The following is a 12,810-nucleotide window of genomic DNA, read 5'->3' as shown; positions in this document are numbered from 1 at the left end:
TATAGACATTTATCGTTTTTCATTTACCAGAATGAATTGTTATTAATAAAGAAGTTGGAGATTGGCAAGAAACAGCTGAAAGATTCACGCATCGCAAAGTTCTTGGCATAAAATTGTACCGGGATGGATACAACGATGAAAACACGCAATATGGACCCATCTATTTCCTTAGCACGTTTGGCCAAGATTTAGCGCAAATGCTATTCACGCCTTATGACGTCGAATGATCGCCTTTATTCCCTTGAACTTGCATATTCGATGAGATCAGCAACATCTATGCTGCTTTTGACAACATCGGCGAACCTATCGATCTCACTTCTGAGATACTCTTCCGGTTCGCCTATATCCCTCCCTGTCATGAACCTGAATACGGATCTGTTCGCCAGTATTCCATGTATGTTTGTTCCGAAGACCAGCCTATTAGCGTCCACATTTCCTTCAGGCCCTTTATCCGTCTCATTCATCCTCTCGCCTCCCAGGCTGATCACGGCGCCATAATGTATCTCATATCCCTCTTCCCAGGTTCCGGACATAAGGGTGTTGTCAACACGATACCTAACGGATCTTGTTGTCTTTGTCCTTTCGTAATTGGTCTTGGCCCTGAGCAGCCCAAGGCCGTCTGCCGAGATTTCACCCATGGTTATCCTCTGCCCCAGCATCTGGTATCCTCCGCATATGCCAAGTATCTTGGCCCTCCCGGCGTTTTCAATTATTATTTTGTCTATACCGTTTTTCCTCATATATTCAAGATCCGCGAACACGTTCTTTGAGCCTGGGAGCACTATGAGATCTGCATCTGACAGATCCGATGCGTTTTCAGCGGTTACATAGTTGTATCCTGTGCTGGTATATACAAGAGGATCCAGATCACTATAATTTTCCATGAATGGATATCGAACTATCGTTATCTTCGATCCTCTGGCCCTTGGATGGTCATAATCGAAAGAATCCTCTCCCGGGAGTCTGTTCTCAGAATACGGCACTACGCCAATTACCCTCTTTCCTGTTAGATTCTCCAGTTTCTTCAGTCCGGGTTCAAGCAGTGAGGCATCGCCACGCATCTTGTTTATCATTATCCAGCGCACCAGATCTGGCCTTGGCATAAGGGATAGAGTCCCGTAGATGGATGCGAAGACCCCACCGCGATCTATATCGCCCACAAGTATTGCGGGCGTGTTGTATATGGATGAAACGTAAATGTTGGCCATATCCCGATCCAGAAGGTTGATCTCTGCTGGAGATCCAGCTCCTTCTGCAATTATCAGATCGTAGTCATCCGATATCCTGTCTATTGCCTCTCTTATCACCCTTTTCCCATCGTTCATTATGAATTCATAGTATTCGGGGATGGTCTTCTTTCCAAGCGATTTTCCAAGCATTATTACCTGGCTTGCCCCCATGCCCTCCGGTTTCAGAAGTATAGGATTCATGAACCTGGTGGGCTCAGTATTGGCAGCCTTTGCCTGGAGCCACTGTGCCCTGGCGATCTCGTATTCACCCTCCACTATCACAGAGTTCAACGACATGTTAACGGCCTTGAACGGCGCCACCCTGTATCCAGATCTGAAAAATATCCTGCTCAGGGCCATCGCTATGGTTGTCTTGCCCGATCCCGATGATGTTCCCAGAACCTGGATCATCTTCATGCAATTCCCTCGGCAACGGATATCAGGTACCCAGGAATCTCATTATCCATGGCCTCCTAGGAAGTATGTCGCGTGTCTTATATTTTCGCCCGAGTTGTCTGTACATATCGTCCATCATAGAATCCATGGTTCCGATGCCGTCTATGAGACGGTTTTCCATTGCCATTGATGGAGAGAATATCTGCCCCTGCGCTATATCCTCCATCTTATCTTCCGGTATATTCCTCTCGGTCATGACAGAATCCCTGAATTTTCTGTACACATCGTTCAAAACCCTCATGTAGTGTTCATTCTCCTCATCGCTTGGCTCCCTGTATGATGAGAGCATGTCCTTGTACTTGCCTACCTTGTAAATTTTCATCTCAACACCGATCTTGTCGAGAAGAGGCTTGATGTAGGGTATCATCGATATTACACCTATGGAACCTATCAAGGAGGTATCAAGCGAGTATATCTTTGAGGATCCCGCCGAGATCCAGTATGCACCGGAAGCGCATATGCCCTGTATGAAAGAGTATACGGGCTTCTTCTTCCTGATCTTGCGGATCATCTCGAACATCAGCTGTGAAGCAACTGCATCACCGCCTCCAGAATTGAACACCAAAACTAGTCCTGCCACGGATCTTTTATTTTCCGCGAAGGAAAATATAGGATAATACGATCGATAGAGCTGCTGTGTTATGGTTCCCTCTATCCTTGTTCTGAGGATGTACACGTATACTTATCAAATATCCTCTATTTAGTGTTTTGATACATCTTCTACAATTATGAAAAGATGCGATTGGAATGCAAGCAAACGCTAGTTTTGTTCAACGGCCTTTGCTATTTCCTCGTTTATGGCTTCTGCTGCTGTCACCGGATCTGCACTTTCGTATATGGATCTTCCGACTATAACCAGATCCGCGCCGGCCTTTATGGCATCCGATGCCCTTCCTCCCTGCGATCCTATGCCTGGAGACATTATGGTCTTTTTCGTGCGCTTCCGTATTTCAGACAGGTCGGATAATTTATTGCCAGGCGCTATATAGCCGTAGACGCCTGCCCTCTCAGATATATCCATCAGCTTCCGGTAATTGTCGTTAATGAGATCCGAACCGGGATGCGACATGGCCACAACCGAGAAGACCTTAGTATCGCCAGATGCTTCGACGACCGATCTCAGTGATTCAAGGCCTGTGAATGAATGCGATATTATGCCCCATGCTCCCTGATCCCTCGCAAATTTTGCTATTATGCTGTTCGTGTTCGGTATATCTGCTATCTTGAAGTCACAGACAACCCGCGACACCCTTGCGATCTCGCCTATTATCGATCCGGATCCTGCCAGGACCAGGGGCCAGTTTATCTTTATGGCGAACACCTGTCTTCCTATGGATCTGGCTATTTCCAGGGCTCTATCCTTGTCCGTGAGGTCTAGTGCAACCACAAGCCTTGATTCCGACATCACGTGGTGATGATCAGGTTAAAGAAAATGTTTCCCTGATCATCGGTTGATCTAATTCACCGTGTCGATCTCGGCCGCATATGATCCTGTGAACATGCTCGCCAGCTTCCTTGCACTTTCAACATCCTTTACAAGATAAGCTGAGCTCACTCCCGTCATGAATATCAGGACCTTCACGTCTTTGTCCAGGTCCTTGTCAATGGTCAGGCCCCATATTATGCGGGATCTAGGATTGATCTTCTTCTTGATCTCGTCCATGGCCTTTCCAACTTCGCTTACAGTGATGTCCGGCGGTGCTATGATCTTGAAGACGCAGTCCTTGGCTGTGCTCACGTCAACGTCTATGAGCCTCGGCTTCAGGGCTTCTTCCAGTGCAGTCATTATGCGATCTCCGCCCTTCTTGGACTGCCCCATGCCGATCAGGGCAACGCCTCCTGACTGCATCACTGTCTTTATGTCTGAATAATCTATGTTTATTATCCCAGTTTTTGTTATTATCTCCACTATGGATCTTATCGTATCCGCGAGGACCTTGTCAGCATAGGCAAAGGCCACCTTCATCTCAGCATTTGGCACTTCGCTAAGAAGCCTCTGGTTCGGTATTGCGACCAGCGTATCAGAGAACTGGGCCAGCTTCTCTAAACCGATGACTGCGTTGTCCATCCTGAGCGGGCCCTCCGATTCGAAGGGCAGCGTAACCACGGATATCACTATTGACCCAGCCTCCTTGGCAGCCCTTGCTATAACAGGTGCGCATCCTGTTCCAGTGCCTCCGCCGAGTCCTGCGGTTACGAAGGTGATGTCAGTATTCTGCACTATCTTCTTTATGGCTACTATCTCCTCTATTGCAGCTTCCTCCCCTACCTTAGGATCCGCTCCAGTTCCCAGACCCTTCGTTGTCTTCTGGCCTATGAGTAGCTTGTGCTTTACCTTGATGGATCTCAGATGACTTGCATCCGTGTTAATAGCTATGAGATCTGCGTTCTTCAGGGCATCATCGTACAGCCTGTTGACGGTGTTTGATCCGCCTCCGCCACATCCTATTACCTTAATCTTCACATTCAAAGTCTTATAAACATTCTCGATCTCCGCATCCTCTGGCAGGCTACCGGATGCCTGATCTTCCCATTCGTCGTATACATCATCGATTGAAACTTTGGAAAGCAGATCCGTTATATCTCCCATATGTCTGACAACGTCATAACGATATATATACTTTTCTGTATTCTGTCATCCCGCATTATAAGGTTATCAGTTTTATAAAAATTTAGGAGAAAAATATTGCGTTTGTGGTATTCCGATACCTAAAATTTTTGGAATTGCCCGATATGCCTATACAACAATTATCGGATCAGTCCTTACCATAAACACGGGTTCCGCCGATGATGACGTTGTGTTCAATGGCACCACACTACTGACCACCGATCAGGAATTCTAGTATGATTTCAGACTCAGCGATTCTTCCGGCAGGATCGTCTTTGCATTCTAGGATAATTCGAGCGTTGACGTCTTCTGTGAGCAGTACTATCCAGGAGATGTACCTGGTTGGAGATTCACCATTGGTCTAGTGATAAATATATCAACAGTATTCCTTTATGGTCAATACTTTCCTGCGGGCACATGATCCATTGAGCTATTGACGAAACAAAGCATGAATCTGAGGTTCAAATTAACAGTTTTCTATGTATAAATGCCCATCAGGTACTATAACAAGATCTCGCAAACTATTTTTCAATAGGCCTATGTGTTCCTATAATACGATACATTTTCCGCATTCATACAACTTCAGCGTTTCCCATTACCATAGTGCGTTATATTCGCGTTCATCCCTGTTTCAGCTCGTTTAAATATGAACGGCAACCATTATCGAATATGATCTATCAGATCAGGACATGCCGATTCGACATCCCGAGACTTATGCCGATATCGTCATGTCAATATAATTGGAAAACTATCTTCAATGCGTGTCCACAATCTTGTTAAAAATACACTAAAAGCAATAAAATACTCCAAATCTAAACAATAGAGCAAAGACCATCGCTGTTAATCGGAGAAGAGATCTTGTATCTAAAATAGAGAGGAACATATATGGAGAGAACTTGATGCGAGAGATATCGGATCAGATGAGGGCAAAGATAATGAACATGATGAAATTAGGACAGGCTGAAGTTCTGGATACGATAATTTAACTTACTTGCGGAACAAATAAACGACGAAACTTGAAATAGCTAGGTACATCAAGGTTCGCGGATTGCTTTTGATGGAGTTAAACCGTGCATGTATTCTTGGATCTTTATGCTCTTTAATGAATTACTATCATTGGTGTAGAATGCTACAGAGTCTTTATCAGCGCAAAATGCCGCCAGAGCAACCTTGTCACCTATTTGTATTCTGGAGTCGAGACCATCAATTTCTTCGTAATAACGGAAAACCTTTGATGCAATATCATCCATCTTTAAAACTGAAATTAAACCGTTATTTACAAATTCTTGAAGTTCTTTCAATATCATCGATTTTCTGTTATCAAAAGGATCAAAGTTCATATTCCCATTTCTTTCTTCTGGAGCCATTTGAAAACCTCTCCAAGTGAATAAACAAATATTCTGATTTTTATGTCGCCAGAGTTGGAACGGATAAAGAATTTTTTTATTTTGTTCTTTAGATCTTTGTCGATTTCATCTCTTGAGAGATAGTTTACGAGTGCGTTTGCATCTATCGTATTCACCTGATGTTGCATAACGTTCAATCTAGAGTAATTTTACTTTTTTTAGGAAGTTAAAAGTATCTCTAACATATTTATGAGCCTCACTCTTTCCATTGAGCCGTTCCGATTTAATATCGGTCACGATATTTATAAGGAGATCTTCAGATGCATCCGGATTTGCAGTCTTTATGGAATGCAGTGTTGCGGCAATTTCCAAGAATAGCGCATCTCTCCCCTTGAGTTGTTTTAAAAGATCGGACACGTTAGCCGGTATATCGATTTTACCATTTGCCCATTCCTCATCACTTATGTTGAAATAATCCTTTGTAAGTCCGGAAGAGTATGGCCCATAAAGATACAGGTTGAAATCATAATCCAGCGGCAGACCAAGGGCCTTTCCAAAGTAGACAAGCTTTTGGACTTTTATGCGGTTATCTATATCTTCTTGCATAATCTTTTTCCGATTGAATCCTATATATTTCAAGAAACCAATAAGTAAAATTTTCCTCTCATAGTCCATAGACATCGTTTTCATCCACATTTAATTAGTACTCATCATAAAAATTATCATATAGCATTATATTCTCAACTTACATTTGTATTATTTAACTTTGCACTTATTATTCAATTGATATATTCCCACGACAAAAGATCGAAGCTTTCTTTTTAATTCTTACGTAAAACGATATTAACGAGGCGGATTCTAGTTTCCAAGAATCATAATAACCGGTTGCTTACTGCATTATGGAATCTATCCGATTTCATGTTATTCCATTCATTCTATTGGTCATCATTGCTGCTTGTTATGGTTATAACCTGATGATACCACTACATTGAAGAGTCCATAAGGCTTTAGATATCGTCCTTCTGTCATTTGCATTAACAATAAAGCATACATTCAGACACATCTTATAATCATGAAAGGTTATGTTAAATTCGATGCGCATAAACGCCTTTGTAAAATTTCAATTCCCTGATGATCTTCTTTTAAATTCAAACTTGGTATACGGAATGGTGAATGGAAGTACCTATGAACGCGAGATAAGGGATATACTGGGTGGAAGAGAACAGGCTGTGAAGAAATATGCCAGTAAGATCCCTGAAAAGTCAGATGCAATAATGTCCCTAATAGAATCTCCGTTCTACGTGACAAGATCCGCCGGGTCCTTCGGTGCAGATGTGATAGCCATAAGGCATGATTTTTCCATGGTCATAGAGGTGAAGTCCTCTGTTAGGCCGTACCTCATGTTTTCCGAGGGATCCGGAAAGAAACAGGAGCAGGCCAACAGGATAAATGAGATGTGTACCAAGGCAGGGATATTCCTGACCTATGCCTATAGGATAAAGAACGTGCAGGGCGATCCCTGGAAGCTGTTTGTAGTGGAATCAAAACCGATTGGAAGGTTCAGCATGGTATACGAACTTATACCGAAAATAGCAAAGACCAGAGAGGGAAACTACATCATGAAATGGGAAGATGGGCTTCCTCTATCATCGTTCATAGAGATAATAAATAAAAAAATAATTTGATATCACAGAGACTGCTTTATTGCCTTGTCAAGCACCTCTATGCCCTCATCGATCTGATCCTGCGTTATTATCAGCGGCGGGATGATCCTTATAGCGCTGGATCCTGTTGAAAGCAGTATTAATCCCAGCCTGAAAGCGTTGTCTATCACCGCATTCCTTAGCTTGCTGTTCGGTTCCTTTGTTCTCCTGTCCTTGACAAAGTCTATTGCCTGCATTAGGCCGAGACCTCTCACATCACCGATCGCATCGTACTTTGACTGTAGCTCCTCAAGGCGTTTCCTCAGGTAAGCGCCCTGCTTTGCTGAATTTTCAACAACATTAAGTTTCTTCATCTCCTCGATGGTGGCAACGCAGGCGGCTGACGCTATCAGGTTTCCGCCGAACGTGTTTGAATGGAGGCCGCTTTCCTTAAAGTTCATCTCCTTTCGCATAACCACTGCGCCCATGGGTATACCCGATGCTATAGCCTTCGCCAGCGTTATAACGTCAGGTTCAACACCGAAGTGCTCAGAGGCAAAGAACTTTCCAGTTCTTCCGAAACCGCTCTGAACCTCATCCATCATCAGTGGAATGTTGTAGCTGTCCGCAAGCTTGCGCAATTCGCGGAAGAAGTTCATTGGTGGTACTATGTATCCACCCTCACCCTGTACGGGCTCGGCCAGTATGCCGGCAACATCCTCCGGCGGAACGTATGTCTTGAGAAGGTATGTTTCTATGTAATCTATAACCCTGTTCACAAGCTCGTCTGGATTCTCATAACCGTCTATTCCGAATGGATTCCTGTACGGGTTCGGGTAAGGTACATGCTCCACTCCAGGCATGGACGGGAAGAAACCTCTGTGGTGTATTGGCTTGGAAGCGGTGAAGCTGAGCGAACCCTGAGTCCTTCCGTGGAAGGCGCCGATGAAGCCTATGAACATTCCTCTCCCGGTGTACGATTTTGCCACCTTGATGGCCGCTTCCACGCTTTCGGTTCCGCTGTTTGTGAAGAATACCCTCTTTTCAAACTTTCCTGGAGTGACTTCTATTAGTGATTTAGCTGCAAGAACCTGCATCTCCGTATAGAAATCTGTGCCTGGAAAGTGCCACATCTTGTGGAGCTGATCTTCAACCTTTGCGGTGACATATGGATCGACATGTCCGAGGTTTGTAACGCTTATACCACTTGAAAAGTCCAGATACACGTTCCCGTCAACATCTTCAACGTATACGCCACGGCCGATCTTGCCCACAACGGGCAGCGACTGTGTGCTTCTTGCCAGATATCGGTCGTTCATGTCTATTATCTTCTTTGCTTCTGGGCCTGGCGGTGTTACTTTTATCTTAATTCCGTTGAGCTCTTCCTGCATCATAGTAACAATATTAGAAGTAATAATATATATTTTATTGAATGAAAAACGTATGTGCAATACGATCTTCGTATTCAGTAAAATGTCAGGATGACCTTATTCGCAATCAATGGCGAACCTAGAAAAAACGATAATTATTTAAGGTAGATATCGATAATTAGATATGGATGCAGACGTCAAGCAGTGGTCAGACTTCTATCATGACGAACTTACCGACATGACATTCTACTCCATACTCTCAAGGAAGATCAAGGATGATTATCTGAGGGAAAACCTTTCCAGGCTCTCGGGCATAGAAAAGGAACATTCAGACTTCTGGAGGCAAAATCTGGAAAAGGCTGGTGTAAACCCGCAGCCCACGTACAACAGGCTGAAGGTTTTTTTCCTTGTTTTTCTAAGGCATTTTCTCGGCGTATTCCTAACCGCCAGATTGCTTGAACATGGCGAGATAAACACTGTGAGAGTGTATAGCGAATATCTCAAGAGGCCTGATCTCGACGAGGATTTCAGACTCAGGCTGCAGGAGATACTAGATGAAGAGATAGAGCATGAGGAAATCTTCGAAAAGGCCATGGAGAAATCGAGCGACACCATAGAGAGAAACAAGGACATGATATACGGCATAAGCGATGGCCTTGTTGAGGTGTTAGCTGCTCTAGCCGGCTTGACCTCAATAATAGTGAGCAATATCGATATTGCGCTTGGCGGCCTTGTTGTTGGCATAAGCGGTACTGCAAGCATGAGCATAGGTGCGTATCTCTCAAAGAAATCTGAGACCGAATACAAGCTCGTCGAAGAAGAGAAGAAGATACTGTTCAGAAAAAAGGATGTGGACATGGACTACATCAACTCCATAAAGAGCGAATCAAAGACTTCTGCGCTTTACGTCGGCGTTTCCTATATATTAGGTGCAGCAGTGCCAATACTCCCGTTCGTGTTTCTGAGCAAGTACATTGCACTTGCAGTTTCCATAGTACTTGTTTTTGTCGTTCAGGGGTTCACCAACGCCATCGTTGCGCTTTCTGTGAATGTTGGGATCTTCAGGATGGCAATAAGGGCATCATTGCTTGCGCTTCTTGCCGCATTCATAACATTCATGGTCGGTTTCTCCTTCCACTATTTCCTGCACATATCTATAATCTAATGCCATGGGCCATTACAATGGGCAGCGTTGAAGTGCCGGATGGTACCAAACGAAGACAGCCATAAGGAGAAACCGGCACAATGCCTATGGATATCCAGGATTCTGGCAAACTTGGATACGAAAATGTGTAAGGTACATCTCCACACTTATTAAGGTCATTTTATTACTATTGTCGTTGATGTATGATGAACTGTTCCATCAAGATCGATAACGTCTCCATGAGATACGGCGAAAAACTGGCTCTTGATGGAGTTACACTGGATATTCCTGAGGGAACTATATACGGGATACTTGGGCCAAACGGATCTGGAAAGACCACCCTTATGCGCATAATACTCGGCCTTCTCAAGCAAACAGCCGGAAGCGCAATCGTGTGCGGTTATGACAGCACACGTGATCAGATGAAGATAAAAGAAATATCTGGTTATGTTCCAGAGACCCCAATACTGTATGAATCCATGACACCCTCGGAACTGTTCAGTTTCATAGCCTCCATAAGGCGGATGGATGAGGGTACCTTCAGGAGAAGGGTAGATGCGCTTATAGATGCCTTCGGTATAGCTGAATATATTAACGAATTTATAGGATCCCTCTCATTCGGCAACAGGCAGAAGGTTGCCATAATCTCGGCCATACTCCACGATCCAAAGATACTCATAGTAGATGAAGGCATAAATGGCCTCGATCCACGTTCTGCAAAGCTTTTCAAGAGCATCCTTACTGATATGAGGGATCACGGTAAGATAATAGTGTTCTCAACGCATATACTGGAGATCGCAGAATCCCTCTGCGATCATGTTGCAATACTTTACAACGGGCATATAGTTGCAAACGGAACAATTGCCGATCTCAGAAATGAAGCGAATGCGCCATCCCAGAATCTGGAGGAGATATTTCTGAAGCTCACGAATGCGGATGACATACCGGAGGTTGCAAGGTACCTGAGGGATGAAATTGAACACTAAGACCCTGTTTTACCTTGCCAGGAGAATACTCATAGAGGAGAGATACCTCGCACTTAAAAATTCAGCATCCTTTATGGCCAGATCCTCCAGGGTAAGGAACAAGGGCAACTACATAATGAGGTATGTGAACATCTCATATGGCGCAACTTCGTTTTCCTTCATAGTTTTCTCGCTGATACTCGTTGCACCTAGCCTCATGGAGCATAGAATATACACACTGTCCAGCGTGGTACTCCTGCTTTTCGTATATTCCCTTTTCATAAACATATCAAATTCGCTTTTGTTCTTTGTATCGGTGAACATAAACCACATTCTGGACCCACTGCGCATTCTTCCTGTGGATTTTCCGGATCATGTCATAGCCGTTTCCTGGTTCATATATACAGGAAGTTCCTCTTTGTTTGCGGTTCTCCCAGCGATATTTCTCGCAGCCTTCCTTCTCGGCGATCCGTACATACTTGTAATAGGCCTTATATGGAGCATATTTTCCGTTCTCCTTGGCTATATAATAGGTTCTTCAATATTCGTTGCCTTCGGGAGCAGGATAAGCGGGAAGAGGACAAGATCAACCAACATACTGAGAAATGTTGGCAGAATCGTCTTTTTGGTCTTTGTGTTTGCAATATTCGAGATAATACTGTACAATGCCAACATTGTGAATGGTATAATACCTAGGCTTCCCTATCCATATTCTTACTTCATTCCGATTTTCAACATACAGTCTACAGTATTCTTCTTCCATGGCATTTACATGCAGGCCACTGGATTCATAATATCGATGGTATACACCGCCTTAGCCAGCTTCGCGTTTATTTATGTCAACAGGAAGGCTTTCTACAGGCTCCTTGAACCTACCGCAAGAAACCAGTCAAGGGTAAAAACCCAGATGAAAGCAGAGGTGAGAAGCAGGCCGTTTTCATTCTTTTCCAAGGATCTGAAGATCTCTTCCAGAAAGTCGCAGAATCTGGTACTGCTGATAATGCCCCTTTTCTTTGTATTCCCAACCATAATGTCCGAGGTTTTGTATGCTCCCACGTCTAAGGCAGATCCCATCATACTCTACAATGCCATGGTGGCATTCGTTATCGTGACGTCGTCCTTCTATTCCATACTGTTCCTGGTTATAGAAGGGAATGGCATATCCTTCATAAAGGCCCTGCCGCTGGATGGAAACAGCATAATAAGGTGGAAGATCTCTGCACCAACATTCATATTTGCCGTGATAAGCATATCGACGCTTGCGGCCATAAGCGTAAAGGCACTAATGGGCGCTGCGTTCTATATAATCATAATAGTGGACATGATGCTTTACTTCGTCTCCTCGACGGTTTACAATATGAACAGGCTCTATCGGAAAATCCCTGATACCGCTGATACGGTCAACTTCTATTCATTCGGTGGACAGATCGCCTTCATAACCACGTTCGCCTTCACCGGCCTGATCGTGGGATCTGCCGATATATTTTCTCTGTTTTTGCAGGATCTGCTGCGACTCAACGCATACTTTTTCTTCCTGATCAACACGGTAATTGGTATAATCGTCCTCCTTTTCATGGTCTTTCGATACAATATTGTGCTTCTTAATGCTGACCGTGAGAGTGGGCAGTCAGTGCATCAGTGACAAAATAATTTTTTCATTAGCAGGCACAGAAGCGAATGGCTGTTCTTGTGGATTGATATCGGGGATGCATTCCTTGCTCTCCATAACGCAGACCATAAAACTATTAGTCATGGTGATCTATTATGTCCTATAATGCTGGTGACAAAGAGAGTTCTCTTCTATGGCAGGGTTCAGGGCATAAACTTCAGATCAAATACGCTATCAAAGGCTTTGGAACTAAACGTGAAAGGCTGGGTAATGAACAGGATCGACGGATCGGTTGAGGCTTACTTTTCGGGCGAACTATGCGATGTGATGAGCCTGATAAATTACTGTGTTTCCGATATGCCGTATGCGGTTGTGAAAAGGTATGATGTGTATGACATACCGTATATGGAGTTCCCCGATTTCAGGATAAAGAGGTAGTC

At 44.0% G+C, this 12,810-nt stretch carries 13 protein-coding genes; 5 read left to right on the top strand and 8 right to left on the bottom strand.

What is annotated here, in order from left to right; genetic code table 11:
• Window positions 1–233 precede the first annotated feature (233 nt).
• The 7 genes from TA_RS00390 to TA_RS00360 form a co-directional block, all read right to left on the bottom strand.
• The gene (locus TA_RS00390) at window positions 234–1,646 is read right to left on the bottom strand and encodes a cobyric acid synthase (RefSeq protein WP_048161420.1); all 1,413 of its coding nucleotides are present in this window, start codon (window positions 1,644–1,646) and stop codon (window positions 234–236) included.
• Window positions 1,647–1,668: 22 nt separating this feature from the next.
• On the bottom strand, window positions 1,669–2,361 hold the full coding sequence (sppA, locus tag TA_RS00385; protein WP_010900502.1) for a signal peptide peptidase SppA: 693 nt from the start codon (window positions 2,359–2,361) through the stop codon (window positions 1,669–1,671).
• Between the two features lie 84 nt (window positions 2,362–2,445).
• Window positions 2,446–3,090, bottom strand: a complete 645-nt coding sequence (gene pyrF, locus TA_RS00380) for an orotidine-5'-phosphate decarboxylase (RefSeq protein WP_048161418.1) — start codon at window positions 3,088–3,090, stop codon at window positions 2,446–2,448.
• Window positions 3,091–3,141: 51 nt separating this feature from the next.
• Window positions 3,142–4,275, bottom strand: a complete 1,134-nt coding sequence (gene ftsZ, locus TA_RS00375; RefSeq protein ID WP_010900500.1) for a cell division protein FtsZ — start codon at window positions 4,273–4,275, stop codon at window positions 3,142–3,144.
• A gap of 1,052 nt (window positions 4,276–5,327) precedes the next feature.
• Window positions 5,328–5,660 carry a hypothetical protein gene (locus TA_RS00370; protein WP_156778451.1) on the bottom strand — a complete coding sequence of 111 codons (333 nt, stop codon included), beginning with the start codon at window positions 5,658–5,660 and terminating at the stop codon, window positions 5,328–5,330.
• Complete coding sequence (locus TA_RS00365) at window positions 5,630–5,815, bottom strand: hypothetical protein (RefSeq protein WP_048161413.1); 186 nt, start codon at window positions 5,813–5,815, stop codon at window positions 5,630–5,632. The genes TA_RS00370 and TA_RS00365 overlap by 31 nt, the downstream gene beginning before the upstream one ends.
• A gap of 22 nt (window positions 5,816–5,837) precedes the next feature.
• Window positions 5,838–6,329 carry a YwgA family protein gene (locus TA_RS00360; RefSeq protein ID WP_048161411.1) on the bottom strand — a complete coding sequence of 164 codons (492 nt, stop codon included), beginning with the start codon at window positions 6,327–6,329 and terminating at the stop codon, window positions 5,838–5,840.
• A 476-nt stretch (window positions 6,330–6,805) separates the two neighbouring features.
• Here TA_RS00360 and TA_RS00355 point away from each other — a divergent pair, with 476 nt between their 5' ends.
• On the top strand, window positions 6,806–7,324 hold the full coding sequence (locus tag TA_RS00355) for a hypothetical protein (protein ID WP_241761848.1): 519 nt from the start codon (window positions 6,806–6,808) through the stop codon (window positions 7,322–7,324).
• A 2-nt stretch (window positions 7,325–7,326) separates the two neighbouring features.
• On the opposite strand, the gene TA_RS00350 is transcribed toward TA_RS00355, so the two are convergent.
• On the bottom strand, window positions 7,327–8,676 hold the full coding sequence (locus TA_RS00350) for an acetyl ornithine aminotransferase family protein (RefSeq protein ID WP_010900496.1): 1,350 nt from the start codon (window positions 8,674–8,676) through the stop codon (window positions 7,327–7,329).
• Window positions 8,677–8,836: 160 nt separating this feature from the next.
• Here TA_RS00350 and TA_RS00345 point away from each other — a divergent pair, with 160 nt between their 5' ends.
• The 4 genes from TA_RS00345 (at window position 8,837) to TA_RS00330 (ending at window position 12,808) form a co-directional block, all read left to right on the top strand.
• Window positions 8,837–9,817: a VIT1/CCC1 transporter family protein gene (locus TA_RS00345; RefSeq protein ID WP_010900495.1), complete on the top strand. Its 981-nt coding sequence runs from the start codon at window positions 8,837–8,839 to the stop codon at window positions 9,815–9,817.
• Window positions 9,818–9,999: 182 nt separating this feature from the next.
• Window positions 10,000–10,782: an ABC transporter ATP-binding protein gene (locus tag TA_RS00340; RefSeq protein ID WP_010900494.1), complete on the top strand. Its 783-nt coding sequence runs from the start codon at window positions 10,000–10,002 to the stop codon at window positions 10,780–10,782.
• Window positions 10,772–12,403 carry a permease gene (locus tag TA_RS00335; RefSeq protein WP_241761847.1) on the top strand — a complete coding sequence of 544 codons (1,632 nt, stop codon included), beginning with the start codon at window positions 10,772–10,774 and terminating at the stop codon, window positions 12,401–12,403. Before TA_RS00340 ends, TA_RS00335 begins: the two co-directional genes overlap by 11 nt.
• 132 nt (window positions 12,404–12,535) lie before the next feature.
• A complete protein-coding gene (locus tag TA_RS00330) occupies window positions 12,536–12,808 on the top strand; it encodes an acylphosphatase (RefSeq protein WP_010900492.1) in 273 nt (90 codons plus the stop codon).
• The last annotated feature ends 2 nt before the right edge of the window (window positions 12,809–12,810 follow it).

The organism is Thermoplasma acidophilum DSM 1728, from assembly GCF_000195915.1.
Taxonomy (GTDB): Archaea; Thermoplasmatota; Thermoplasmata; order Thermoplasmatales; family Thermoplasmataceae; genus Thermoplasma; species Thermoplasma acidophilum.
Note: the sequence above shows the minus strand (reverse complement) of the source record. Positions and strands in the feature narration are given on the sequence as shown.